24 protein-coding genes are annotated in these 25,286 nt (G+C 69.1%); 14 read left to right on the top strand and 10 right to left on the bottom strand.

Features of this window, described 5'->3' with window-relative positions:
• Window positions 1–6: 6 nt before the first annotated feature.
• Together ACWDMM_RS25925 and ACWDMM_RS25920 are read left to right on the top strand one after the other, a co-directional pair.
• Window positions 7–2,208, top strand: a complete 2,202-nt coding sequence (locus tag ACWDMM_RS25925; protein ID WP_449940029.1) for an ATP-binding cassette domain-containing protein — start codon at window positions 7–9, stop codon at window positions 2,206–2,208.
• Between the two features lie 423 nt (window positions 2,209–2,631).
• Window positions 2,632–4,335, top strand: a complete 1,704-nt coding sequence (locus tag ACWDMM_RS25920) for a hypothetical protein (protein WP_449939948.1) — start codon at window positions 2,632–2,634, stop codon at window positions 4,333–4,335.
• Between the two features lie 341 nt (window positions 4,336–4,676).
• Here ACWDMM_RS25920 and ACWDMM_RS25915 read toward each other — a convergent pair whose 3' ends face one another.
• Together ACWDMM_RS25915 and ACWDMM_RS25910 are read right to left on the bottom strand one after the other, a co-directional pair.
• Window positions 4,677–5,015, bottom strand: a complete 339-nt coding sequence (locus tag ACWDMM_RS25915; RefSeq protein ID WP_195082590.1) for a VOC family protein — start codon at window positions 5,013–5,015, stop codon at window positions 4,677–4,679.
• Window positions 5,016–5,035: 20 nt separating this feature from the next.
• Entirely contained in the window at window positions 5,036–5,188 is a 153-nt protein-coding gene (locus ACWDMM_RS25910; protein ID WP_195082591.1) for a CopG family transcriptional regulator, read from the bottom strand.
• Between the two features lie 86 nt (window positions 5,189–5,274).
• Between ACWDMM_RS25910 and ACWDMM_RS25905 the strand changes: the two genes are divergently transcribed.
• The 6 genes from ACWDMM_RS25905 (at window position 5,275) to ACWDMM_RS25880 (ending at window position 11,115) form a co-directional block, all read left to right on the top strand.
• A complete protein-coding gene (locus ACWDMM_RS25905) occupies window positions 5,275–6,669 on the top strand; it encodes an ATP-binding protein (RefSeq protein WP_195082592.1) in 1,395 nt (464 codons plus the stop codon).
• A 25-nt stretch (window positions 6,670–6,694) separates the two neighbouring features.
• Window positions 6,695–8,644: a vWA domain-containing protein gene (locus tag ACWDMM_RS25900; protein ID WP_357110756.1), complete on the top strand. Its 1,950-nt coding sequence runs from the start codon at window positions 6,695–6,697 to the stop codon at window positions 8,642–8,644.
• 411 nt (window positions 8,645–9,055) lie between these two features.
• Window positions 9,056–9,442 carry a roadblock/LC7 domain-containing protein gene (locus ACWDMM_RS25895; RefSeq protein WP_195082593.1) on the top strand — a complete coding sequence of 129 codons (387 nt, stop codon included), beginning with the start codon at window positions 9,056–9,058 and terminating at the stop codon, window positions 9,440–9,442.
• Complete coding sequence (locus ACWDMM_RS25890; RefSeq protein WP_195082594.1) at window positions 9,432–10,256, top strand: hypothetical protein; 825 nt, start codon at window positions 9,432–9,434, stop codon at window positions 10,254–10,256. Before ACWDMM_RS25895 ends, ACWDMM_RS25890 begins: the two co-directional genes overlap by 11 nt.
• Window positions 10,253–10,732 (top strand): roadblock/LC7 domain-containing protein, encoded by a 480-nt coding sequence (locus tag ACWDMM_RS25885; protein ID WP_323124591.1) that lies wholly within the window; start codon window positions 10,253–10,255, stop codon window positions 10,730–10,732. Before ACWDMM_RS25890 ends, ACWDMM_RS25885 begins: the two co-directional genes overlap by 4 nt.
• An 11-nt stretch (window positions 10,733–10,743) precedes the next feature.
• Window positions 10,744–11,115 carry a hypothetical protein gene (locus tag ACWDMM_RS25880; RefSeq protein ID WP_195046858.1) on the top strand — a complete coding sequence of 124 codons (372 nt, stop codon included), beginning with the start codon at window positions 10,744–10,746 and terminating at the stop codon, window positions 11,113–11,115.
• A gap of 36 nt (window positions 11,116–11,151) precedes the next feature.
• On the opposite strand, the gene ACWDMM_RS25875 is transcribed toward ACWDMM_RS25880, so the two are convergent.
• Window positions 11,152–11,634: a MarR family winged helix-turn-helix transcriptional regulator gene (locus tag ACWDMM_RS25875; protein WP_195082595.1), complete on the bottom strand. Its 483-nt coding sequence runs from the start codon at window positions 11,632–11,634 to the stop codon at window positions 11,152–11,154.
• Between the two features lie 71 nt (window positions 11,635–11,705).
• Between ACWDMM_RS25875 and ACWDMM_RS25870 the strand changes: the two genes are divergently transcribed.
• On the top strand, window positions 11,706–13,163 hold the full coding sequence (locus ACWDMM_RS25870) for an MFS transporter (protein ID WP_323124590.1): 1,458 nt from the start codon (window positions 11,706–11,708) through the stop codon (window positions 13,161–13,163).
• Between the two features lie 15 nt (window positions 13,164–13,178).
• Here the strand turns inward: ACWDMM_RS25870 and ACWDMM_RS25865 are convergent, their stop codons facing one another.
• The gene (locus ACWDMM_RS25865) at window positions 13,179–14,150 is read right to left on the bottom strand and encodes a helix-turn-helix transcriptional regulator (RefSeq protein WP_357208310.1); all 972 of its coding nucleotides are present in this window, start codon (window positions 14,148–14,150) and stop codon (window positions 13,179–13,181) included.
• 88 nt (window positions 14,151–14,238) lie between these two features.
• Here ACWDMM_RS25865 and ACWDMM_RS25860 point away from each other — a divergent pair, with 88 nt between their 5' ends.
• The gene (locus ACWDMM_RS25860) at window positions 14,239–14,874 is read left to right on the top strand and encodes a TIGR03086 family metal-binding protein (protein ID WP_357208313.1); all 636 of its coding nucleotides are present in this window, start codon (window positions 14,239–14,241) and stop codon (window positions 14,872–14,874) included.
• Between the two features lie 110 nt (window positions 14,875–14,984).
• Here ACWDMM_RS25860 and ACWDMM_RS25855 read toward each other — a convergent pair whose 3' ends face one another.
• Genes ACWDMM_RS25855 through ACWDMM_RS25840 form a run of 4 tightly spaced genes read right to left on the bottom strand, consistent with a single transcriptional unit; the run spans window position 14,985 to window position 18,556 of the window.
• Window positions 14,985–15,959 carry a glycine betaine ABC transporter substrate-binding protein gene (locus ACWDMM_RS25855; protein ID WP_195082599.1) on the bottom strand — a complete coding sequence of 325 codons (975 nt, stop codon included), beginning with the start codon at window positions 15,957–15,959 and terminating at the stop codon, window positions 14,985–14,987.
• Window positions 15,956–16,717, bottom strand: coding sequence for an ABC transporter permease (locus ACWDMM_RS25850; RefSeq protein WP_195082600.1), 762 nt, complete (start codon window positions 16,715–16,717; stop codon window positions 15,956–15,958). The genes ACWDMM_RS25855 and ACWDMM_RS25850 overlap by 4 nt, the downstream gene beginning before the upstream one ends.
• On the bottom strand, window positions 16,714–17,913 hold the full coding sequence (locus ACWDMM_RS25845; RefSeq protein WP_449939940.1) for an ABC transporter ATP-binding protein: 1,200 nt from the start codon (window positions 17,911–17,913) through the stop codon (window positions 16,714–16,716). Before ACWDMM_RS25845 ends, ACWDMM_RS25850 begins: the two co-directional genes overlap by 4 nt.
• A complete protein-coding gene (locus ACWDMM_RS25840) occupies window positions 17,906–18,556 on the bottom strand; it encodes an ABC transporter permease (protein ID WP_195082662.1) in 651 nt (216 codons plus the stop codon). The genes ACWDMM_RS25845 and ACWDMM_RS25840 overlap by 8 nt, the downstream gene beginning before the upstream one ends.
• A 197-nt stretch (window positions 18,557–18,753) precedes the next feature.
• Between ACWDMM_RS25840 and ACWDMM_RS25835 the strand changes: the two genes are divergently transcribed.
• The 3 genes from ACWDMM_RS25835 to ACWDMM_RS25825 all read left to right on the top strand — a co-directional run bounded on the left by ACWDMM_RS25835 (window position 18,754) and on the right by ACWDMM_RS25825 (window position 21,603).
• Window positions 18,754–19,356, top strand: coding sequence for a CHAP domain-containing protein (locus ACWDMM_RS25835; RefSeq protein WP_357110737.1), 603 nt, complete (start codon window positions 18,754–18,756; stop codon window positions 19,354–19,356).
• 231 nt (window positions 19,357–19,587) lie between these two features.
• The gene (locus tag ACWDMM_RS25830; RefSeq protein WP_195082603.1) at window positions 19,588–20,715 is read left to right on the top strand and encodes a hypothetical protein; all 1,128 of its coding nucleotides are present in this window, start codon (window positions 19,588–19,590) and stop codon (window positions 20,713–20,715) included.
• 177 nt (window positions 20,716–20,892) lie between these two features.
• Entirely contained in the window at window positions 20,893–21,603 is a 711-nt protein-coding gene (locus ACWDMM_RS25825) for a DUF1906 domain-containing protein (protein ID WP_195082604.1), read from the top strand.
• A 381-nt stretch (window positions 21,604–21,984) separates the two neighbouring features.
• On the opposite strand, the gene ACWDMM_RS25820 is transcribed toward ACWDMM_RS25825, so the two are convergent.
• Both ACWDMM_RS25820 and ACWDMM_RS25815 read right to left on the bottom strand, forming a co-directional pair.
• Window positions 21,985–22,362, bottom strand: a complete 378-nt coding sequence (locus ACWDMM_RS25820) for a hypothetical protein (RefSeq protein WP_195082605.1) — start codon at window positions 22,360–22,362, stop codon at window positions 21,985–21,987.
• 127 nt (window positions 22,363–22,489) lie between these two features.
• The gene (locus ACWDMM_RS25815; RefSeq protein ID WP_195082606.1) at window positions 22,490–23,290 is read right to left on the bottom strand and encodes an Rv1157c family protein; all 801 of its coding nucleotides are present in this window, start codon (window positions 23,288–23,290) and stop codon (window positions 22,490–22,492) included.
• Between the two features lie 252 nt (window positions 23,291–23,542).
• On the opposite strand from ACWDMM_RS25815, the gene ACWDMM_RS25810 reads away from it, so the two are divergent.
• On the top strand, window positions 23,543–24,841 hold the full coding sequence (locus ACWDMM_RS25810; RefSeq protein WP_397071405.1) for a mannosyltransferase: 1,299 nt from the start codon (window positions 23,543–23,545) through the stop codon (window positions 24,839–24,841).
• Window positions 24,842–25,286: the final 445 nt, after the last annotated feature.

The raw sequence follows: 25,286 nt of genomic DNA, 5'->3' as shown, positions 1-25,286 counted from the left end.
GATCGAATGGTGATCGATCACGACGAAACGTTCCAGCTCGGGCACGCCGTCGACGGCGAGAAATTGGCCTGTTCGGTGGAGACGCCACCCGGCCAAGAGCCCGATGGCGATGCCGGCGGCGACACGATGATCGTGCCGAATCCCGGCTACGACCTCGACGACGAAGCCACGGTTACGAAGTTCGACCCGCGCCTGTCGCGGCGGGTGTCGCGCTCCGCGCCCCCGGCGCACCACCCCAGCGCGGTGGTCCGGATAACGTCGCCGACGCTGCGGATCGGACGCTCCGCCGACAACGACATCGTCGCGCACGATCTGATGGTCTCCCGCCGGCACGCCGAGTTGCGGACGATCGGCGCGGGCAGATACCGGATCGTCGACCTCGACAGCCACAACGGCACCTACGTCAACGGTGCCCGTGTCGATGCCGCCGATCTGTCCGAGAACGACTTGATCGGGATGGGGCATACGACCTTCCGGCTGGTCGGCGACGAACTGCGCGAGTTCGTCGACACCGGTGACGTATCGGTCTCGGTGCAGAACCTCACCGTGCGGACACCGGAGGGCAAAGTGCTGCTCGACGGTGTGGGCTTCCCCATCCCGGAGCGCTCGCTCGTCGGCGTCATCGGACCGAGCGGCGCGGGTAAGTCGACGCTGCTCGGCGCGGTGACGGGATTGCGGCCCGCCACGGAGGGGACGGTCCGCTACGACGGCCGCGACCTGTACGCGAATTACGACGAGCTGCGCCACCGCATCGGGTTGGTCCCGCAGGAGGACATCCTGCACAACCAGCTTCCCACCCGCCGCGCCCTGCTCTACGCGGCCGAGCTGCGCTTCCCCGGCGACACGCGCCCCGAGGAGCGCGAACAGCGGGTCGACGAGGTGCTCGAGGAACTGGGTCTCGCGCGGCATGCCGATACCCGCATCGACCAGCTCTCGGGTGGCCAGCGCAAACGCGTGAGCGTCGCGCTGGAGTTGCTGACCAAACCGTCGCTGCTGTTCCTCGACGAGCCGACTTCCGGCCTGGACCCCGGCCTGGACAAGACGGTCATGGAGATGCTGTCCGAGCTGGCGCACGACGGGAGGACGGTCATCGTCGTCACCCACAGCGTGGCGAATCTCGACGCCTGCGACCGTCTGCTGGTCCTGGTGCCCGGTGGCAGGCTGGCCTACTACGGGCCGCCAGCGGAAGGATTGCAGCAGTTCGCCGCGGGGAACTGGGCCGAGGTGTTCCAGGCGTTCGATCGCGAGCACGACCGGGACTGGGCCGGTGAGTTCGAGGCGTCGCCACGCTTCGAGCGCTACGTGGCGGTCGGTCTCACCGATGACGTCGGCCCGGCGCAAGTGCACACCCCGGCGCCACCGCCTGCGCCGCAGTCCGAACTCAGCCAGCTCAGCACGCTGTGCCGGCGCTACCTGGCGGTGATCGCGTCGGACCGGAGCTATCTGGCGTTGCTCGGCGTGCTGCCGCTGCTGCTGGGCGGCTTGATCGCCGCGGTGCCTTCGGGCGCGGGATTCACCGGGCCGCCGGGCACGAACGTCGATGCCCCGACCAAGCTCATGGTCCTGGCCTTCGCCGCGTGCTTCGTCGGCACCGGCAACTCGATCCGCGAGATCGTCAAGGAACAGACGATCTATCGCAGAGAACGCGCGGCAGGGTTGTCGGCGGGGGTCTACCTGATGTCGAAACTGCTGGTGCTGGGCGTGATCACCACACTGCAGGCGGCGGTGTTGGTGTTGATCGGCACCATCGGCGTGAGTATGCCGCCCAAAGGGCTGTTCACCTCGGTCGAGTTGGAGCTGATCGTGGCGATGGCGCTGCTCGGCATCGCGTCGCTGGCACTGGGGCTGCTGGTGTCGGTCACCGTGAACACGTCGGAGAAGACGCTGCCGCTGCTGATCGTGCTGTCCATGGCGCAACTGGTGCTCACGGGCGGGCTGGTACGGCTGCCGGGCACTCCCGTTCTGGAGCAGCTGGCATACATAGCACCGGCCCGCTGGGGGTTCGGCGCGGGAGCCGCGACTCTCGACCTCGACACTCTCGCGCCGCATGACGGCGGGCCCGACCCGCTGTGGAAGCACACCATCGGCACCTGGCTGCTCGATATGGGCGTCGTCGCCGGTTTGGGAGCGATATTCCTGGCGCTGGCCTGGTATCGCCTGTATCAGCTGCGTCCGCGGCGCCGCGGCGCCCGCCGCGCGAGGATCTGACGCTTCCGCCGGAGACCGCGTCCAGGGGACTTACCCGGCCGTCTCCGAGTGCCTTTCCCTGCCGGGTGACGGGACCGCCGCTTGCATTCCCGACGGGCGCCGCCGGTTCGAACATCCGCCTGGACGGCACGGCGTCTCCGGCCACGACCTGCGGGCGACGGTGCAGCAAGCGGCGCCGAACGGTTCGCCGGAAGGCTACTGAGTGCCGGTCGGAAACGACTGTCCGCACGGCGGCCAGGGTTCTGTCTCGGGTGATTCGTCCCGCTGCCCCCGAGCAGCCATGATTGCTCGTCGGGTCGAACGGATTTCGATGACGAGTTATCTTTTCGTTCTCGGCCGAGTCGGTCGTCCGGTTCGGCGCGGCCGAAGCAGCTATGGCGCGTTGCGTCTGGAACACTCGACCGTCGGAAAGGTTCTTTGCTGATGTTCCGTCGTTTCACGACCAACGCGCCCGCCGGGGCGCCGCCGGTGGATGATCTGGTGGCAGGCGCGCTGCCGGACCGGGTGCAGATCGCGCACGAGCGGTTGGCCCACCAGGACGATCCGGCGCTGCTCGAAGCACTATCGGAGCGTGAGCTCGCCGCCTCCCGCGAGTTGGCCGAGCTCGTGCGTGACTATGAACGCCACGAGAAACGCGCGCGCATCCAGGCGGCCGCCGACGCCGCGGAGCGGGTGCGTCGCACGGCCGCCGAACTGGCCGAACGGGAAGCCGCCGACCTGCTGCGCGCCGCGCAGGCGATCGGTGAGCAGCGCCACAGCAGCAGCCCGCACGCGAAAGTCGCTCGCTTGCATCAGCGCAAGCCGCGGGTGCTGGGCCTGCTGGCCGGAGTCGTAGCGTTCTCGATGCTGTTCTCCGCGGTCACGGTGCAGCAGAACATCGCGCCGACCGGAGGCGCGACCAATCCGATGTTCTGGCTGTCCTACGGCTTGGAGGCGCTGATCAGCGCGGTGCTGGTCGCGCTGATGCTGTCCACGGGTGACACCGCCGAATGGGGCGTGATCGATCGGTTGTGGCAGGTCTACACCGTCGAGGGCGTCTTGCTGACGGCGAGTATCGCGTTGAACACGTTCCCGTACTTCCGGTCGGGCGACATGGCAGGCATCGGCATCCACGCGATCGCGCCGATCATGATCGGCGTCGCGCTCGTCACCCACCGGCTCGTCGCCGAGCGCTACGGGCGCGCGATCGAGCAAGCGACCGCCGCCGTGCCCGACCATGAGGATCTCCAGGAACGGCTGGCGGCGCTCACCCAGGTCGGTGGCGCGGGGAACCAGATTCTGCCGAGCATCCTCATGGAGCCGACGGCGACCGCTCGCCGCGAGAGCGAACCCGCGAGCGCCGAAGCGCCCGCGCCCGGCGCGGAGGGTGCGGCCGGACCGCAGACCGAACAGCACGCCGCGTCGGAGCGGCCCGCCCCTGCGGCCGAAGTCGCCGCGCCCCCTGTTCCCGCGCCCGAACTTACCGAGCTGTGGTTCGCTACGACGCCGCTGCCCGCGGTCGAACGGGTTGCTGCCGGCGGTCCCGAAGCGCCCGTGGAAGCCAGTCCGGACGAGGCCGTCCTCGACGCGCGTCTTGCTGCGGCGGTGCGACAGACGCTCAACCGGATCCGGTCGGTCAAGCAGCCCGAGCCGGGCGAGCAGCCGGTGCAGCCTCCGGCCGCGCCCCAGCCGAGTGCACCCGCAGTCGCGGAGGTTGCCGACGGGCATGACGCGCGCGGCGAGGCGCATCGGACGGGTCCCGCGCCGACGGCTGACGGCACGGTCGTCGAGCACGACCCGCGTTTCCAGGCCGCCGAGGCGAACCCCCAGCCCGACGATCGTGACGTGATGGCTGGGGTCACCGAGCACGTCGTGCGCGCGGAGGCCGCCGATCGTGACGCGGTGGCGGGTGCCACCGAGCACGTCGTGCGCGCGGAGGCCGCCGAGCTGCATCCGGAATCGAATGGCGCCGCGCTGGAACCGCTCGGTGCCATGGCCCAGCACTATGGGCCCGGCGCCGCGGGCAACGATCAAGCGCCGCGGATGGAACACGTGGCACCGATCGCCGCCGTGCACTCGGCTCCGATCCAGGCGGCGGACGCCGCCGCACCGCACGCGGCCAACGAACCTCAGCTCACCACTCGGTGAGCGGAGCGGCACGGCGATTCGGTTCGACCACAGCCTGTTCAGCGGAACGCGGCTCGATGCGCTGGTTCGCATGTCCCGCTCCGATTGCGCAGGCGCGGGAGGACGCTGCCATACCGCGCGGCCGACGAACCTCAGCTCACCACTCGGTGAGCTGAGCGGCGTCGGATTGTCGCTGGGCGCAGCGAGTCACCGGTCATCCGCCGTGGCGAATTCGCGCACCAGCGGTCGCGCGGGGCTGCCGTGCCCCGGTGCGTCTACCTGAGCACGGACGGCCCCGCTCGAGTGCGAACCTCGAGGCGCGGTCCGGCTTACCGGGCGCGGTGCCTCGGCGTGGCGGGCCCTCAGCCCTGCGCCTGCAGGCTCCAGGTGCGTCCGTCGGGATCGCGCACCGTCATTTCCTTTGTGCCGTAATGGGTCGCCTCGAACGGCGCCACCACGTCGATGTCTTCGTTCGGACGGAACGCGTCGGCGTCGGTGACGGTGAGGACCAGTTGGGTGCGCGGCGTCTGATTGTTCGGGATCTCCGCGATGAAGACGTAGGGTCCGTCGCCGTTGCGGAACAACCCGGAGCTGTGGTCGGTGGTGAATTCCGGCTCGTAGCCGAGGGCTTGGAAGAATCTCGCCGTCTTGCCCCAGTTGTGCGTCTCGACGTGCACGCCCTCGATGCCCTTGGTCGTCATATCGCTCTCCTTCGGTTGCTTCAGTTGTCGGTGGTGTCGTCGAGATAGGCGCGCAACGCGTCCGCGACCAGCGCGGACAGGGACGTGCCCGACTCGATGGCGCGAAATTTCACCTGCTTGATCAGACCGATCGGCAAGTACACGTTGAACTGCTTCACTTCCTCGTCACCCACGCGGCGATGCTAGCATGCTAGCAAGCTAGCGTGCATCCGGTTTGTTTCGGTCGACCCGATGGCGGAATGGACGTAGCGTCGAATTCGTGAAAGTTCCCGAACACCTGCCCACGACCGCGGGCGAACTACGTTCGGCCGGCTATCTGCCGCGTGGCGTGAAGACCGAGATCCGCGAGAACCTCTTGGCGCTGCTGAGTTCCGGCGGCGACCCGTGGCCCGGCATCGTCGGGTTCGACCGGACGGTCGTGCCGCAGCTGGAACGCGCCCTGCTGGCGGGACACGACGTCGTGCTGCTCGGCGAGCGCGGCCAGGGCAAGACCCGGCTGCTGCGTACCCTGGCCGGCCTGCTGGACGAATGGACGCCCGTGATCGCGGGGGCCGAGCTGGGCGAGCATCCGCTCGACCCGATCAGCCCGGCCGGGCGCAGGCTGGCCGCCGAACTCGGCGACGATCTGCCCGTCGCGTGGCGGCATCGGTCGCAGCGGTACGCCGAGAAGCTCGCCACGCCGGACACCTCCGTCGGCGACCTGATCGGCGACGTCGATCCGGTGAAGGTGGCCGAGGGCCGCAGCCTCGGCGACCCGGAGACCATCCACTTCGGACTCGTTCCGCGCGCGCATCGCGGCATCGTGGCGATCAACGAGCTGCCCGACCTCGCCGAACGCATCCAGGTCGCGCTGCTGAACGTCATGGAGGAGCGCGATATCCAGGTCCGCGGCTACACCCTGCGGCTGCCGCTGGACGTGCTGCTCGTCGCCACCGCCAACCCGGAGGACTACACCAACCGCGGCCGGATCATCACGCCGCTGAAAGACCGTTTCGGCGCGGAGATCCGCACCCACTACCCGCTCAGCGTGGAAGCGGAGGTGGCGCTGGTGCGCCAGGAGGCGGAGCTGGTGGCCGAGGTGGGCGATCCGCTGATCGAGGTGCTCGCGCGGTTCGTGCGGCAATTGCGCGAGTCGCCCGCGATCGACCAGCGGTCCGGCGTATCCGCGCGTTTCGCCGTGGCCGCCGCCGAGACGGTCGCCGCGGCGGCCTTGCGCAGATCCGCGGTGACGGGGGAGAGCCCCGCCGTCGCGCGTCCGGTCGATCTGGAATCCGTTCCCGCGGTATTGCGCGGCAAGCTGGAGTTCGAGTCCGGCGAGGAGGGGCGCGAGCAGGAACATCTCACCCACCTGCTGCGCCGGTCGTTCTCCGAGACGGCGCGTGCGCTGCTCGGCGGACTGAACCTGCGGCCGCTGGCCGACGCGGTCGGCGACGGGCACCTGGTCACCACCGGGGAACGCGTGCCGGGTGCGCAGGTCCTCTCGGCGCTGCCCGAGCTGCCCGTCCTGCACGAAGTCGCCGGACGGCTCGGCGTCGACGCGGCCGATCCGCCGCCGCGGATCGCCTCGGCCGTCGAGTTCGCGTTGGAGGCGCTCTACCTGGCCCGGCAGATCGCGAAGGATTCCGACGACGGGTCGGCGGTGTACGGCCGATGACCGCCGCTGTTCCCGGCGAGGCATCGTGACCACCCCCGATCGCTACTCCTACGGCCCGTATCACGACGGACCGGACCCGTTGGCGCCTCCGCTCGACCTGCGGGAAGCGCTGGACCGGATCGGGCGCGACGTGATGGAGGGCAGCTCCCCGCGCAACGCCATGCAAGAGCTCCTGCGGCGCGGCACCCGCACCATGCCAGGACTGGAGGAGCTGACTCGCCGGTTGTGGCAGCGCCGCGCCGAGATCGCCCGCAGCCACCGCCTCGACGGCACGCTGCAGCAGGTCCGGGCCTTGTTGGAAGAGGCGCTGGAAGCCGAGCGCGGCGCGCTGTTCCCCGACCCCTCCGACGACGCCAGGTTCGCCGAAGCGCAACTGGACGCCCTGCCGTCGAGCACCGCCGCCGCCGTCACCGAACTCGCCGACTACCCCTGGCGATCGGAGACCGGCCGGGAGAACTACCAGAAGATTCGCGACCTGCTCGGCCGCGAACTACTGGAGTCGCGCTTCCAGGGCATGAAAGAGGCCTTGCGGAACACCACCCCGCAGGACGTCGAGCGGGTCAGGCGGATGATGTCCGATCTCAACGACCTGCTCGCCGCCCACGCCAGAGGCGAGGACACCGAGCAGCGGTTCGCCGAGTTCATGGCCGAGCACGGCGAGTTCTTCCCGGAGAACCCGCGCGACACCGAGGAATTGATCGACGCGCTCGCCGCCCGCGCCGCCGCCGCGCAGCGCATGATGAACTCGATGTCCGAGCAGCAGCGTGCGGAGTTGTCCGAGCTGATCGGCCAGGCGTTCGGTGATCCGGCGATCGCGCAGCAGGTCGCCGCGCTGGACGCGAACCTGCGTGCGCTGCGTCCTGGCGAGGATTGGAACTCCGCGCGGCGCTTCCGCGGCGAGGACCCGCTCGGCCTGGGCGCGGGCGCGCAAGCGCTGCAGGATCTCGCCGAACTCGACGCGCTCGCCGAGCAACTCGGCCAGTCCTACGCGGGCGCGCGGCTGGAGGACATCGACTTGGACGCGCTGGAGCGCCACCTCGGCGCGGACGCGAGCGTGGACGCCGCGCGGCTGGCCGAGCTGGAACGTGAATTGCGCAGGCAAGGCATCTTCGAGCGCGCGCAGGACGGGTCGTTGCGGTTGACGCCGAAGGCTCTGCGCAGGCTGGGCGAGACGGCGCTGCGAGATGTCGTTGGGCGCTTGCGTTCCCGGCGCGGAGAGCGGGACACGGCCCTGGCCGGGGCCGCGGGTGAGCCGACCGGTGGCTCCAGGGCCTGGCGCTTCGGCGACACCGAGCCGTGGGACGTCTCGCGGACCGTGCGCAACGCCGTGCTGCGGTCGGCGTCGACGGGGGATCGGCGGGTGCGGCTGGATGTGTCCGACGTCGAGATCATGGAGACCGAGCAGCGCTCCAGGGCCGCCGTCGCGCTGTGTGTGGACACCTCATGGTCGATGGTGCAGGACGGCAGGTGGGTGCCGATGAAGCGCACCGCGCTCGCGCTGCACCATCTGATCGGCACCCGGTTCCGCTCCGACGCGCTGAGCGTGATCACCTTCGGCAGGCACGCGACGACCGTGGACATCGGCGAACTCACGGCGCTGGAAGGGGTGTGGGAGCAGGGCACCAACCTGCATCACGCACTGCTGCTGGCCGCGGCGCACCTGCGCAGGCACCCCGACGCGGTGCCGGTCGTGCTCGTCGTCACCGACGGTGAACCGACCGCCCACCTCGAGCCGGACGGGGAGACCTACTTCAACTGGCCCCCAGCGCAACGCACGCTGGCCGTGACGATGGCGCAGGTCCACGCCTTGGCCGAATTGGGTGCGTCGGTGACGGTGTTCATGCTCGGCGAGGACCCGCGCCTGGCCGCCTTCGTCGATCTGATGGCCCGCCGCAGCGGCGGCCGCGTGGTGGCGCCCGACCTCGACGGCTTGGGCGCCGCCGTGGTCAGCGACTACCTGCGCGGCAGGCGCTGATGTCGCGCCTCGCCGGGTCGATCTTGTAATTGCTGCGAGATCACTGCTGGCCTGTCCATCGTTCCGAACCGCTCCTGCCGTCGGGCGCAGGGTACGGCGGGAGACCTCCTGCGGCCGTGCCGTTGCGGTCGTGCACGTTCGTGCGTGCGCGGTCGCAGGCGTGTCGTGGAAGTGGCACGGCGGCAGTCGAGCGGGCGTATCGAGGATTTATTGTGTCCGGCTCGGCGTGTCCCGAACGAAAACCGAAGGGTATTGAATACCAATAGGTATTGAATACCGAAAGGTATTTATCACGTATTTCCAGGGGCGATGTTTTTTACCGGAAATTTCTCACCGATTTGCTGTACAGCGCGCGGTGCCCGTGTGTAGCGTCTGGAACCCGTAAACCCCTCCCATGACAAGTGGTGGCGTGTGAACGGAATCGACGGCTGTCTGAAACGCATCATGGATATTCCCGGTGCGCGCAGCGTGACGCTGGTTGACGGAGCGAGCGGTCTGGCGATCGCGGCGGACGGCAGGCACGACCTGGTTGACGAGCACGAAGACGCCGCGGCCACAACGGATGTGGTGCGCGCGGTGCTCGCCTGCCCGGCATTGTCGACCGACGGCGACGACGTCACCGAGATCATCGTCTGCGGCACTCGGGGATATCACCTGTTGAACCTGGTGAACGGCGATTTCGACGGACGGCTTTTCGTGCACGTGCTGTTCGACGCGGACGCCGGAAATCTCGCGATGGCGCGATACCAACTGCGCGGAATTCTCGACGAATCGGCCGAGGACGCTCATGAGCCCTGAACTCGCGGTCGAATTGCGGCGGCTGGAGCAGGAAGGACGGACGGGGGTGCTGCGCGCGGGCGACGGTGCGTTCCATCTCGCCGAGGGCGCGATCGTTTCCGCCGACTGCCGCCGCACCACCGGGTTGGACCGGCTGGTCGTCGAAGCGGGCGTGGCGACCGCCGAGGACTGGCGGCGCGCCGACGCGGGCGATCCCGGCCGTGTGCTGGGGCGGCCACGGCTGGAGACCCTCGCGATGCTGTCGGTGTTCGATGCCGCCTATTTCCTGCTCGCCTCGCCCGCCGTCCCTGAGTTCCGCCCGGCCCCGCCGCACTGGCTGGCCCCGGTCTGCCACATCACGCCCCGTGCTCTCGTGCAGGAGTGCGCGCGGCGCGGCGATCCCGGCACCGGACCATGGCCCGCCGACCTGGTCGATCGCGTTCCGGTCGTGCCGGTGCGGCGGGTGCGGCGCAGGCGCCTGGTACTCACCGGGGGACAGGCCGAGGTGCTGGCCGCCGCCGATGGCAGGCGCAGCGTCGCCGGCATCGGGCGGGAACTCGGTCGCACCACCTACGGATGTCTGATGGCGGTGCGGGATCTGACCGCGGCGGGTCTGATCGAGCCGCCCGTCGCGGCGCGGGTCCCCGTGGCGGCCGGGCCGGTCGCGCCCGAGCCGGTGCGCAGCGAGCCCGCGCCCGTGCTCGCCGAGCCGGGGCGGCTTCCCCGCCGTCGCGGCAGGCATTCGGCGCCACCCGCCCCGGTCACCGATCCGTTGGAGCCGCCGGATCGAGACCTGCTCGTCCGCCTGCAAGCGGCTTTGGAGGAACTCGCGTGACCGCGCGGAAGAAACTGCTCGGCGATTGGATGGGAAGAAGGTTGACGAAGGTGGCGATGTCCGGACCCGAACCGAACGCGGCGGTGCTCGACGAGCTGAAGGCGCTGCGCGATCGGGTTCCACGGCTGACCGGCGCGCTGGTCGCGTCGAACGACGGGCTGCTCGTCGCCCACGATCTGCCCCCGCAGATCGAGCCGAACGGGATGGCCGCCATGGCCGCTTCGCAGCTGTCGCTGTCGCATCGGCTGGCCACCACCGCGCACGGCGGCGGCTTCAGCGAGGTCGTGGTGCACGGCACCGGCGGGCACGTGGTCATCTACGCCGCGGGCTGGACCTCGCTGACCGTCTTGGCCGCACCCGAGGTGAACATCGGCCGGCTGCACCTGGAATCCCGTCCGGCGGCCCGAGCGATCGCCGAGTTGCTGACGTCGGTGACCGCAGGCGCAGGAAGCGAACAAGCAACGAAAACCCACTGAAAGGAACACATATGTCCAATATGGATCTGGCACTCAAAGACATGATGGTGATCGACGGCGCGATCGGCGCCGCCGTGGTCGACTACAACAGCGGCATGGCGCTGGGCATGCTCGGCAGCTCCAAGTCCCTCGACCTCCAGGTCGCGGGCGCGGGCAACACCGAGGTGGTGCGCGCCAAGTTGCGCACCATGGATCAGCTGGGGCTCAAGGAAGAGATCGAGGACATCCTCATCACGCTGTCCGGGCAGTACCACATCATCCGGCCGATGACCGGCCGCAAGTCCAAGGGCCTGTTCCTCTACCTCGCTCTGGACCGGGGCCGGGCGAATCTGGCGCTCGCCCGCCACCGCCTGAGGGGCATCGAAGAAGATCTGGAGGTCTGATCGGCGGCCGGTAGCAGTCCCACCGCACGGCCTGCATCAGTCCAGCTCGGCCGGACGAGGCCAGGGGTTGGCCTCCTTGTCCTCGACCGACTGATTGAAGCGCGCGATGAGCCTGCTGAACAGATCGATGTCGGCCTCGGTCCACTCGGCCACCACCGCGCCGATGCCTTGGCGGCTCTGTTTGCGGTCGGCGGCAAGCAATTCCAGTCCCTTGGCGCTGGCTCGGATCTTGCGGGCGATACCGCCGTCGGGGTCGGGCACCCTCTCGACCAACCCTTGCTTACGCATGGCCCCGACCTGTCGGTTGATCGTGGAAACGTCCAATTGGAATGCCTCGGACAGCTCGCGCAAGCTCAGCGGGTGGTCCAGTTCCAGCCTGGTCAGGATCAGATATGCCGAGCGGTCGAGCTGAAAGCCGGGACGCCGGAGCAACGCGGCGGGGAAGTGCCTCGACAGCAGCGACAGTTCGAAGGTGAGGCGGTTCAGCGCCGCCTTGTCGCCGGGACCGGAATCGGACATAGCTCACTATGTCGCGCGGATCACGTACTCGCCAAATTGTGCAGCATACACACCATATGTACCGTGCACATGTGACTGTAGCTGCCGACGCGTCCTCGACCGTCTCTGATTCCGGCGACCGGCGCCGTCCCTCGTCGGCACTGCTCATCGCGACGCTGGGCATGGTCGGAGTGGTCGTCTCGCTCATGCAGACGCTGGTCATCCCGATCATTCCGTCGCTGCCCACGCTGTTGCACACCTCCGCGTCCAACGCCTCCTGGGTGGTGACGGCCACGCTGCTGGCGGGCGCGGTGGCGACCCCGATCAGCGGGCGGCTGGGCGACATGTTCGGCAAGCGGCGGGTCTTGTTCGCGAATCTGCTTCTGCTGGTGGCCGGTTCGGTGGTCTGCGCGTCGTTCGCCACCCTGGTGCCCGAGATCGTCGGGCGCTCGCTGCAAGGGGCCGCGGTCGGCGCGATTCCGCTCGGCATCAGCATCATGCGCGACGAGTTGCCCGCCGAGCGAGTGGGTTCGGCGATGGCGATCATGAGCGCCACGCTCGGCGTCGGCGGCGCGATCGGCCTGCCGGTCGCGGCGGCCATCGCGCAGAACGCCGATTGGCACATGCTGTTCTGGACTTCCGCCGCGCTCGGCGTCCTGTGTGCCGTCCTGGTCTTCGTGTTCGTCCCGGAATCGCCGGTGCGCACGCCCGCACGGTTCGACTTCGGCGGCGCCATCGGATTGTCGGTGGCGCTGCTCGCGCTGCTCGTCGCGATCACGAAAGGCGCGGACTGGGGGTGGGCCAGCGCCCGAATCCTGACTCTGTTCGCGGTGTCGGCGGTGGTGTTCCTCGGCTGGGGCGCTTTCGAACTGCGGCAGCGGTCACCGCTGGTGGACCTGCGGGTCTCGGCGCGGCCGAGGGTGCTGTTCACCAACGCGGCCTCGATAGCCGTCGGATTCTCCCTCTACGGCATGTCGCTGACCTTCCCGCAGTTGCTGATGGCGCCGGAGCAAACCGGATACGGCTTCGGGTTGTCCATGATCACCGCGGGCTTGGCGCTCGCCCCGACCGGCTTCGTCATGATGCTGCTGTCACCGGTGTCGGCGCGGCTGTCGGCCAGCCGCGGGCCCAAAGTCACCCTCGCGCTGGGATCCGCGGTGATCGCGGTCGGTTATCTGTGCGCGGTGGTGCTGATGAACAGCGTCTGGGAGATCATGCTCGCCTCGGTGATCGTCGCGGGCGGCGTCGGCCTGGCGTACGCGGCGATGCCCGCGCTGATCATGGGCGCGGTGCCGATCACCGAGACCGCCGCGGCCAACGGCCTCAACTCGCTGATGCGCTCGATCGGCACCTCGACCTCGGCGGCGGTGATGAGCGTGGTGCTGGCGCACATGACCATGAAACTCGGCCCGCACCTGCTGCCCTCGCGCGACGGTTTCCACACCACCTTCCTCATCGCGATGGCGGCGGCGCTGGTCGCGATCGGCCTGACCGCGTTGATCCCGATGCGCAAGACCGCCGACGCGGCGACCACCACCGGGCACTCCTGACGCGTTCGGCTCGGTTCACACGTCGGCGACGGCCTCGGTGTACCGGCGGCCAAGGGTGCGGATGTGGGCGACGAGTTCCGGCGGGCCGTCGACGCGGAAGTCCATCATCAGCATGGACAGGTAGATGGCGATCGTCTCCAGCGCGTCCGCGCCCGTGTAGAGCACGCAGGTGTCCTGGTCCACCGGCTCGACCACGCCGACGGCGGGATTGATCCTGGCGATGACCGTCTCGGCGGGCGCGAGCACGGTGACCTCGGCCCGCACCCGCCACCCCGTGGTGGCGATGTGGCGCATGACGAAGGCGACCAAGTCGCCGTCGGGAAGCGCACGCGCGGCGAAGCGGCGTGAACTCGTCTCCGCGCGCAGCACGCGAGCGACCGGGATCGCACGCCAGGAGTGGTCCTCCAGGCTGTAGGCCACCAGGTACCAGCGGCGCTGCCAGTTGATCAGCCGGTACGGCTCGATCTCGGCGCAGGACGCGGCCTCGGCTTCGGAGATACGGATGGTCGCGCCGTCGCGAATGGCTGCGGCGAGGGTGGTGAGCACCGCCGCGGGTACCGGTGCGTCCGGCTCGCGCGATCCCGTCGTGGCCGGGCCGATGGCCGTGGCGTCGCGCAGCGCGGACACCTTGCGCTGCAATCGTTTCGGCAGGATCTGGTCCAGTTTGCCCAGCGCCTTCGTGACGTGCTCGGCGATGTCCGCGATGCCGGTGGAGCCGTCCTCGGCGAGGCCGACCGCGACCGCGACGGCCACCGCTTCGTCGTCGTCCAGCAGCAGGGGCGGCATGGTCGCGCCGCGGCCGAGCCGGTAGCCGCCGATCGCGCCGCGCCCGGCATGCACCGGGTAGCCGAGCTCCCGCAGCCGCTGAATGTCTTGCCGCAGCGTCCGATCGGTGACGCCGAGGCGCTCGGCCAGCTCCCGGCCGGTGTACGTGCGGTCCTGCAGCAGCGCGAGCAACCGCAGCAGACGCGGTGTGGTCGACGCCACTTTCGCCCTCCTGGGTTATTAGGAATAAAAGTAGCCTAATGTCCGAATAGGCTGGTGTCATCAGCGAGAACGACCGAAAGGCTCCGAGATGAACGCCACCGCCACCGCGACTCTGCTCCCCGTTTGGCGGGACGTGCTCGCCGATTCCCACCGCGCGCTGGAAAGCGTCGTCGCCGGAGTGCGAGCGGATCAGTGGCACCTGCCCACCCCGTGCTCCGACTGGGATGTGACGCAGGTCGTGCAGCACGCCGCCGGCGACCAGCTGGCCTACGCGGCGTCCCTGGGCATCGGCAACGGACCGGCGTACAACCCGTTCGCGCCGTCCGGCATGATCGACGGCGCCCCCGCCGACCTGGTGCGTACGGCGGTCGAGCAGACCGCCTTCGCCTGGACCACGGTCGACGACGCCGCCGAGACCGTGCCGACGCCGCTGCCGCACGGCGCGCTCGCCACCCCGGTCGCCGCGGTCATGTGCGCGCTGGATGCCGCGGTCCACGCCTGGGACGTCGCGATCGCGACCGGCCAGCCGTCGCCGTTGACCGACGAACTCGCCGCACACCTGCTCACCGCCGCGCGGGCGGGTCATCCCGCGCCCGGCAGCGGCGAGACGGCCGAGATCATCGAGCCGCTGCGCCAGTGGGGGGCTTACGCCGCGATCGTCGACGGTTCGGCCGATGGAGCCGTCGGAGAACTGCTGCGCTACCTGGGCCGCGATCCGCGCTGAGCGCCCGGCCCGACGCGGGGCTCGCCGACCGGGCCCCGCGGGCGATGCAGCGGGTGGGCGTCATCGAAGCGTCTGTCCGACCGGCAAGGCGGCGCTCCGCAGGCGTCGACTCAGCGCGCGGTGACGAACCCTTGGGCGACCATCCAGTCCCTGGCGACCTCCGCGGGCTCGCGTCCTTCCACGTCCACCTGACGGTTGAGCTCGGTGATGGCCTCGTTGGTGAGGCGCTGCGAGATCGGCGTCATCACCGCGATCACCTGTGGATGCGCCGCGGCGAAACTCTCGCGCAGCACGAGCGCCGCGTTGTACTTCGGGAAGAACCCACGATCATCTTGCAGCAGAACGAGATTCAGCGCCGGAATGCGTCCGTCGGTGGCGGCGACCGAGCCGAATCGGCACTGCCCGCCGTCGGCGGTCGCCTGGTAGACCACCGCGTCCTGCACGATCTGCTTGCGCACCTTGCTCGTGTCGATCTCGTATTTGCGGGCCAGCCCGGGAAATCCGTCCTGGCGGACGTTGAACTCGGTGCCGACGCAGATGGCCGCGGCCGCCGGATCGGCGGCGGCCAGCCTCGCGTAGTCCGACAGCGTGCGCACACCGGTCTCCTGGGCGGTGCGCGCGCTCATGACCAGCGCGTAGGTGTTGTTCATCGGCGCGAGCGCCGTCCAGAGCATGCCGTGCGCGGCGAGGTCGGCGTCGCGTACCGCCTCGAACTGGCCGATTTCGTCCGGCACCGGTGTCTCGTTGCCGAGGTAGTTGATCCACCCGGTGCCGGTGTAGTCGTAGGCGAGGTCGATCTGCCCGTGCAGCTGGGCGTCGCGCACGCTGTTGGAGCCCTGGATATTGGTCAGGTCGCGCACCTGCGCGCCCGCCGCCGTCAGCGCGAACTCGATCAGATAACCGAGGATGTTCTGCTCGGTGAAATCCTTGGACCCCACCGTGACCTGCACACCGTCCAATTCCGGAACGGGCCGGATGCTGCCGGGACCCACCGGCAGCGGCACCGAACTGCCGGATTGCAGTCCGCAGGCCGCCACCAACGCCACACCCACCCCGAGGGCCAGCGCGCGCCACGCCCGGATCATTTCAGCCCCCTCGGCCCCAGGAACGCTTCGGCGAGCGCGCCGAGCCAGTCCACCAGCAGCGCCAGCGCCACCGCGAGCACCGCGCCGACCACCAGGGTGACGTTGTCGCGCAGCTTGTAGCCGGTGTCGATCAGAATGCCGAGGCCGCCCGCGCTCACCAGGAACGACAGCGTCGCGGTGCCGACCGCGAGCACCAGGGAGGTGCGCAGCCCGGCGAGGATGTAGGGCACCGCGAGCGGGAATTCGATGCGGCGCAACACGGTGACGGCCGACATGCCCTGGCCGCGCCCCGCATCGATGAGCGTCCGGTCCACCTGCTGATAGCCCAAGATGGTGTTGCGCAGCACCGGGAGCAACGAATAGAACGCGATCGGCGCCACGCCGATCCAGAAGCCGGTGGTGCGGGTGACCAGGTAGAACAGCACGATCAGGCCGATGGCCGGTGCGGCGGCGCCGATATTCGCGATACCGACGAAAAACGGTGTCAGACGGCGGAATCCCGGCCTGGTGAGCAAGGTTCCGAGCGGAACGGCCACCGCGACGACGATCAGCACGACCGTCCCGGTGATCCGGACATGCTGCCAGGTGACGGTCGCGACGTTGCCTGCGTTCAGGCTCGCCTGCTGGGTGACGGTGAGGTCGCGGGCGAACGCCCACACCAGCACGCCCGCGGTGAGCAGGAGGACGACCAGCGGCTGCACGACCAACCGGATACGCTCGGCCCTGCGCTGGGCGGCGGGCGACGCGGCGGTGGTCATGCCGCGCCGTCCGTCGCGGCACGGCCTGCTCCGTGCTCGGCGCGCAAGGCCGACAGGTGGCCGACCAGGGTGTCGATGGTGATCAGCCCCGCGTACTCGCCGTGCGCACCGGTCACCACCGCGGTCGCGCTCTGATGGGTCAACAAGGCTTCCAGGGCGTCCTGAAGGGTCGATCTCAGCGACAACGTCTGCGGCACCGCCGTTCCGAGGTCGCGCAGCGAATCGGCATGGGCCAATTGGTCCGCCGACACCCAGCGGCGTGGCCTGCCCTGTGCGTCCAGCACCAGCGCCCACGGCCAGTCACGGTCCGCGAGCGCCGCGCGCAACTCGCCGACGGGATCCTCTTCGGTGGCGGTGGGGCAGTCGCCGAGATCGACGTTCCCGACTCGGGTCAGGGTGAGCTGTTTGAGCGAGGCGTCCGCACCGACGAAACCGGCGACCGTCTCGTCCGCCGGATCGGCCAGGATGGCCGCGGGCGTGTCGTATTGCAGGATCCGGGAACGGTCGCCGAGCACGGCGATGCGGTCGCCGAGCTTGACCGCCTCGCTGAAATCGTGGGTGACGAAGACGATCGTCTTGCCGAGTTCGCCTTGCAGCCGCAGCAACTCGTCCTGCAGCAACCCCCGGGTGATCGGATCGACCGCGCCGAACGGCTCGTCCATCAGCAGCACGGGCGGGTCGGCCGCCAGCGCCCTCGCCACGCCGACGCGCTGCTGCTGGCCGCCGGACAGCTGGCGGGGATAGCGGTCGCGGAAGGTGCCGGGATCCAGACCGACCAACTCGAGCATCTCGTCCACCCGTTCCGCGACCCGCCGCCGGTTCCACCCGATCAGCCCGGGCACGGTCGCGACGTTCTTCGCGACGGTCAGGTGCGGGAACAGCCCGGCTTGCTGGATCGAATAGCCGATGCCGCGTCGCAACCGGTCGGGCTGGATCGTGGCCGCGTCGCGGCCGTCGATCGTGATGGTGCCGGAACTGGGCTCGATCAGCCGGTTGATCATCCGCATGGTGGTGGTCTTGCCGCAGCCGGACGGTCCGACCAGCACCACGATCTCACCGGCCGGGATGGTCAGCGAGACGCGATCCACGGCCGGATCGCGCTGACCCGAATAGTGTTTGGTCACCGCGTCCAGCACGATCTCGACGCCGGAGACGACGGATGCCGCGCGGCCGCCACTGGTTTCGGTTTCAGTCACGAATTCCCCTGGAGGTGGTGAGCCGTCCGATCAGGACGTAGATCCCGTCGAGGACGAGTGCGAGGACGACGACGAGGATCGTGCCGACCAGCGCCTGCGGCACCGCGTTCGGGCTGCCGAGGCGCGCGAGTCCGGAGAAGATCAGGTTCCCGAGCCCCGGACCCTTGGCGTACGCGGCGAGGGCGAGAATCCCCATGATCAGCTGGGTGCTCACCCGCATGCCGGCCAGGATCGCGGGCCAGGCCAGCGGCAGTTCGATCCGGGCGAGCACCCGCAGCCGGTTCATCCCGACGCCGCGGGCCGCGTCGGTCACGGCCGGGTCCACCGAGGCGAGTCCGATGATCGTGTTTCGCATGATCGGCAGCAGCGCATACACCACCAGCGCGGTGATCGTCGGCGCGACACCGAGGCCGAGCACCGGGATCAGCAAGCCGAGCAGCGCGAACGACGGAACGGTGAGCACCGCGCCCGCCAGCGCGGAGGCGACCGACGAGCCGAACGGACTGCGGTAGACCAGGATCGCGATCAGCACCGAGATCACCGTAGCCAGCAGCACGGATTGCACCACGGCCGAGACGTGCAGGTATGAGTCGACCAGCAACTGGTGCCGCCGGTGCACGATGAATGTCCACAGCGTGTCCAGGGCCGTACCTCCCCATCGGCTGGTCTCTCCGGAGACTAGCGTGGTTTTCCCGGTGCCGTCCATGATTTCGGCTCCGCCGGGCCGGGCTGTCCGCTCAGTCGCCGAACCCGGTGACGGCGCAGGGAACCATTCGGCGTCTTCGCGCGTCGAAATCTATAAGGCGGACAACAGCATCACACGAACGAAGCGGGGGAACCATGACTCGACAGCCGGGATCGCGATCGGGGCGGTGGATCGCGCTCGCGTTGGTGGTGCTCGGTGTGGCCGCCGCGGGCATCGCCGGTGGTCTGTGGTGGCAGAACCGAGCCGACCACCGTGCGATCGCGGGCGAGCGCCTCACCGAGTTCCCCGCGCTGGATCGTTCGGCGCTGGACGCCACCCAAGCCGGAATCGTCGCGGTCGCCGAGCGCGAGTTCGCCGATCCCGGCGCGGGCCCGAAATACGCGGAAGGAGCGCAGGAGGCGTGGTGCGCCGATTTCGTCAGCTGGGTGCTGCGCGAGGCCGGTGCGCCGCTGGCCAATCCGAATTCGGGCTCCTGGCGGATTCCCGGCGTCTACACCTTGCAGGAGTACTACGAGAGCGTCGGCCGGTTCGTCCCGGTCGGCTCGGGCTATCGCCCGCGGACCGGTGACGTGCTGCTGTACCGGGAGTCCAGTCCGTTCGGGCAGCACACCAACATCGTCCTGCGGACCGATGGCGGCCGGGTGACCACGATCGGCGGCAACGAGTACGGCGAGGTCCGGATCCACCGCTTCGTGCTGGACGACATAGCGGGGGTCGTCGGTTTCGGGCGATTGTGAAGATCACCCCATCTGGCGGGATTCGGCGGATATGCGGGTGAAACGGCGTGCCGGAAAGTCCTACGATGGAGGCGGCGGCGCCCGGCAGCGCCGCCGCCGGTCCCCGCCCTGCTTCCCCCTCATCGGCAGGACGGGGATCTCGGGCGCACAGCAGTGCGTTCCGGGGTGGGACGAGATCGGTCGCGTACCGTGTCGGGTGTCCATCGAGAGGTGAGGGTTGCGGAACTAGCGATGCATCCGACCGACGAACCGAGCAGTGCGCCCGGCTGGATCGATTACGCCGAGTTCGGCGAGCGTTTCGTCACGCACGCCGTGAACGCCGCTCGTATCGAGTCCGCCATCTCCGGCATGACGGGCCGCGGCATGACCATCGGCCCCGTCTCGATCGGCCCGGCCGGACTCGCAGGCTTCGTCGCCGAGGGAAAGGTCGGCGCCCCGCGCGTCCTGCGCAGCGGCCCGAAGGTGACCTTCGAGGTGACCGTCCCCGTATCGCTCACCTTGAAGGTGCTGCTCGGCGGCCGGAAACTGCGGCTGGAGGCCAGGGTGGAAATCGATCTGATCCTGCACGCCCGCACCGCCGAACCCGTGCTCATCGTCATCGACATCCCGCCGATCACCCAGCGCGACATCAGCTTCGTCCTACGCGCCCAAGCGGTGGACTCGGCGTGGGAATGGCTGCTCGACCCGATCGCGGGTGTGGTGCAGCGCGAGGTCGCCTCCAGGGTGAACGCCATGCTGGCCGATCCGCAGACCCGCCGGGGACTGGTGTTCGACGTCGAGGCCATGGTGGCGCGCGAGCGCTCGCCGCATCGGGACCGGCTCGCGTTCGACTGGATCGGCTACGACGAGTTCGGGCATCGGTTCTTCTCCCGCATCGTGACGCGGGAACGGGTATGTGACGTGGTGGAACGGCTGGCGGGCCGGCCGATCGAGGTCGGGCCGCTACGGACGGGCCCGCGGGCAGGCGCTGTCGTGACCGTCCGGGGGCAGGTGCGGATGCCGCGGCTGGCGGATCGGTCGGCAAATCCGGTCGCGTTCGACCTGACGTTGCCGGTGGGCCTGGACATCACGGTCGACGTGCTGAAAGCCAACCGCTATCGCGCCGACCTCGAGGTGCCGTTGGTGCTCACCGCCCGCGCCGCCGATCCCTTGCGTGTGGTGATCGACGTGCCGCCGCCGGACCCGGCCGACATCCGGATGGAGTTCACCGCCCACGGCGCCCGCGCCGCCGCCCTCGGCGCGCTCGCCGGGATAAAGAAGCAGGTCGTGGCCCAGGTGGCTGCGGTTGTCCGCAAAGAACTGGCCGACCCAGCGATGCGCACCATCGATGTCGCCGCGCGCATCGACGGCATCGTGTGAGCCGGCCGCGGCACTGAGCCCATGTGGCGAAAGTGAAATGTGATTCTCCTGGGTCTAGCGGTTCCAATGTGAATGTGGTGAAATGAGTTCACGTTCGAGGCTCCCGGCGCGCGGTGGTTTGGGGAAGGTGCGCCGGGCACGCTGCCATCCATGTCGGGTTGCGCGAAGGAGTCGACGATGCGTTCCAATTCGGTATCCCGGCGTGATCTGTTCGCCTACGCGGCCGCGGCGGCCGTGGTGGGCCTGAGCGCCGCGGCTCCCGCCTCCGCTCGGCCGGCGCTCGGCACTCTCATCGACTACGCCGGTGGTGTTCCCTCCGCCGCGGCGATTCGCGACGCGGGACATATCGGCGTGATCCGCTACGTGTCCGATCGCAGGCCCGGCGCCGAATGGATGGCGGGCAAACCCTTGCGATCAGCGGAGGTCGATGACCTCAAAGCGGCCGGTCTGCAGATCGTGTCCTGTTACCAGTTCGGCAAGGGGCCGACGGCGGACTGGCGCGGCGGGCTGGAAGCGGGCAAGCGGCACGCCGAGCGCGGGCTCGCGTTGCACCGCGCCGCCGGCGGCCCGGACAACGTGCCGATCTACGCGTCCATCGACGACAACCCGTCTCCGGTCGACTTCGCCACCATGATCGCCCCGTACCTGCTGGGCTGGCAGTCCGTGCTCGGCCCGCAGAACACCGGCGTCTACGCGAACACCCCGACCATCGAACTGGCCAGTGCCGCAGGCTTGGGCTCCTGGTACTGGCAGCACAACTGGGGCACGCCGAAAGGTTTCGTGCACCCTGCCGCCAACCTGCACCAGTTCGAGATCGACAAGCAATCCATCGACGGGGTGGGGATCGATGTGAACAACGTGCTCACCCCCCAATATGGGCAGTGGTGAGAACGCGCCGCATCGCTATCCTCATCCTTTTCGGCGGGCCGACCGCTCGACGCTCTGTACAGCGGCCACGCCCGCTTGTCCCGGCTAACGCCCCAGCTGTATGACCTGAGAGGTCAGGAATGCGGCTCGGTGTCTATCGCGTTCGGCTACCCGGCGGCGCCACGAAGATGGCTCCCGGTGGCTGCCCGATGGACGCCTTTGGAGCGTGTTGCGAGGCCCAGCATGCCAGCGTCCCGGAACGGTGCACCCCGATGGTGAGATCGGTGCCTAACGGCCCGGCTCACCGCAACCACGTCTTTCGAGCGAAGCGAGACCGAGCAGCCGCGAACACGCCGCGACGCAGTCGCGGCCGAACAAACACAGCTGGAAAAACGAACACAGCTACGTCTGGCAGTGGCTGATCGGGGTGACGCGCAGGTCGGGCTCGTCGTCGGGGACCACCCGCAGGGAAGGGCGGCTGTCCGGGGCCTCGTGGTCGCCGAGCCACGAGAACAGCGACCACCTGGACAGGCCGGAGAACGCGGAACCGAGGCTGGCGAAAGAGAACGAGGAGATCGCCGACCCGAACGACCCTACCGATCCGATCGACAGCACCGATCCCACGCTGCCGATGGACAGGATCGAATAGGCCGAGCCGATCGAGAGGATCGACCCCTCCGAGCGGATCGACAGAATGGAACGGTGCGAGCGCCTGCTGCGGATCGAATGACCCGGCCGGCTCGACCAGTCCGTGGGTATCGCGCAATCGGTGGTCGCCATAGATAGCGGTCTACCACAGTCCCGCCCCCTCGTGTGGCGGTGCGGCAGATCCGTAGCGGTATTCGCGGAATTCCCGAAAACGACGAAGGCGGCGACCCCGATGGAGTCGCCGCCCTCGGCCGGAGGCTCAGCCTACGGTGAAGAATCCGAGCGTCGGCAGGAACGAGCAGGTCCGCGCCTCCGCGTCAGCGGCCTTGGTGGTCAGCGAGCCGGAGACCACCGCGACGACGCGGCCGCTGCCCGTGTCGGCGATCGCGGACAGCGTGGCGGGGCCGTCCGGGTTGATCTTGGCCTCGTCGGTCAGCGGCAGGACGCCGGACTGACGGGTGTCGAGGTTCAGCCACTGCACCGTCATCGGCGGATCCTGCACGGGCGTCGGCCCCTTGGTGCCGAGCGCGGTGAAGACGAAACCGGTCTGACCCGCCTGCGGGCCGGGCGGAGGCAGCGTGGCGGGGCCCGGCACGGCCAGGGCGGTGCCCACCGAGTCGGCGGACGGGCCGATGCAGCCCTTGCCGATGCTCGGGTACAGGAACTGGGCGATCACCGGGCCGTCCTGCGGCACCTCGGGGCCTCCGCCGCCGCTGCCGTCCAGGAAGGTGATGATCCGTTCGAGCGTGGACTTGATCTGCGGGGGAAGGTTCAAGGTGGCCAGCAGCCTGCGCGCCTGATCGAGGATGGCCGACTGCGGTCCCGCGATGCCCGCGGGGCTCGCGATATCAGCGGGGCCCGCGATGGCGCCGACGATGGCTGGGGCGAGCGCGGCCAGCGCGTCCACCGGAACACCTTCGGGAACCATGGGAACGCTGTTCGTAGCCGCCGCGTGGGCGGTGGCGGGGGCCGCGATTGCTGTCGTCGGCGCGGCGAGCGTGGCACTCGCCGCGATGACGAGTGCGGACAATGCGATCCGCGATCCTCGGGTGCGAAGCACTGGTCTGGCCGTCCTTACCTCGGGTACATCAGGGTTCGATTGCTAAAAGCCATCGTTTCCGGGGTCACTCTAGGGACATTGCGGCTATGTGTACAGCCGCGGGGTCCGGAAGCCGCCGTGGACGAACAGTGTCAGCAGAAGATACCGCGCCCTGATGTTACTGGTGTGAAAGTTGATGCAAATGTTATCGGTGGTTCGAGGGGGGAACCGACCGGATTCGAGCTGCGGTTAATCTAATCGGTGCCGTCCGCGCTGTCGCCAGAACATCCAAGTCCGGGCGTGCCGAACCGACGCACCGCACTCGAGCCGAAAGCCAGCGATTTGAATCGTCATCTCCGATGGGCCGTGTCGGTGCTCGGCCTGTCCGTGCTGGCCCGGCTGCTGTGGATGCTGCTGTCCCCGAACGGGATGAACCTCGTCGACCTGCACGTCTACGTCGGCGGATCGGCCGCGCTGCTGACCGATCATCTCTACGACTTCACGTATGCGGAGAAGACCCCGGACTTCCCGTTGCCGTTCACCTATCCGCCTTTCGCGGCAGTGGTCTTCTTCCCGTTGCACTATCTGCCGTTCACCCTGGTCGCCGTCGCTTGGTTGCTGGCCATCGCCGCGGCGCTGTACGCGGTGGTGCACATCAGTCTGGAACTGCTGTTCGGGGCGCAGCGCTTGCGCACGCCGCGCTGGCGGGCCGCCACCGTCGGCTGGACCGCGCTGGGGCTGTGGCTGGAGCCGGTGCGAACCACGATGGATTACGGCCAGGTCAATGTCTTCCTGGTGCTCGGCGGGATGCTGGCGGTGCGCAGTTCCCGGTGGTGGCTCTCCGGCGGACTGGTCGGGATAGTCGCGGGCATCAAGCTGACGCCCGCGATCACGGGGTTGTATTTCGTCGCGCGCAGGCGCTGGGCGACGGTGGTGTGGTCGGCCGTGGTCTTCGGTGCGACGGTCGGGCTGAGTTTCTTGATCGCACCGGCGGAAGCGCGCCAGTATTTCGGCACACTGCTCGGCGACGCCGACCGGATCGGCCCCGTGGGGTCGGTGTGGAACCAATCGCTGCGCGGCACGCTGAGCCGGATCCTCGGCTACGACGTGCAATCGGGCCCGTGGTGGATCGCGGCCGTGCTGGTGGTCGCGGCGCTGGCGTTCCTGGCTTGGCGCGCGCTCGGCCGGGACGACCGGCTCGGCACGTTGATCGTGGTGCAACTGTTCGGGCTGATGGTCTCGCCCATCTCGTGGTCGCATCACTGGGTGTGGCTGCTGCCGACGGTGCTGTGGCTGGTGTACGGGCCGCTGCGCCGGGCGCCCGGCGCGCGGATCATCGCCGGGTACTGGCTGGTGACCATGCTCGTCGGGGCGCCGTGGGTGCTGTCGTTCTTCCAGGATTCGATCTGGACCATCTCGCGCCCTGGCGTGCTGGCCTGGCTCGGCGCCGTCGACGCGCTCGGCGTCGTGGTGCTCTACCTCTGGGTGATCCGCTTCGGAACTCGCTACGCGCGCCCGGCCGCGGACGAAGGAACTCCCGTGCCGACCGAGGGCACCGCGCGCGCCGCATAGGTGTCGCTCGCCGTGCCCGGAAAGTCACCGCCCGTGTGGATCTTCGACCGCAGGTGCACTCGAATGCCGCAGATCCCATATTGTCGCGCCCAGCTCACCCCGACCAAGTCTTTCGAGCGAAGCGAGACCGAGCATCCGCCGTTCGCGGCCCGGCTCGCGTGCGCGTGGCCACCGCGTAGGCGACGAAGGCAGCGAGCGGATAGTCGGCCCAGCCGACAATCAGCCCCTACGAACCGCGTACGCCTGATCGCGGGCATTGACACCGACGTGCCCAGCGCACCGCAACCACAGGTTTCGAGCGAAGCGAGACCGAGCATCCGCCGTTCGCGGCCCGGCTCGCGTGCGCGTGTCCACCGCGTAGGCGACGAAGGCAGCGAGCGGATAGTCGGCCCAGCCGACAATCAGCCCCTACGAACCGCGTACGCCTGATCGCGGGCATTGACAC

Source organism: Nocardia sp. NPDC003726, assembly GCF_053586955.1.
Note: the sequence above shows the minus strand (reverse complement) of the source record. Positions and strands in the feature narration are given on the sequence as shown.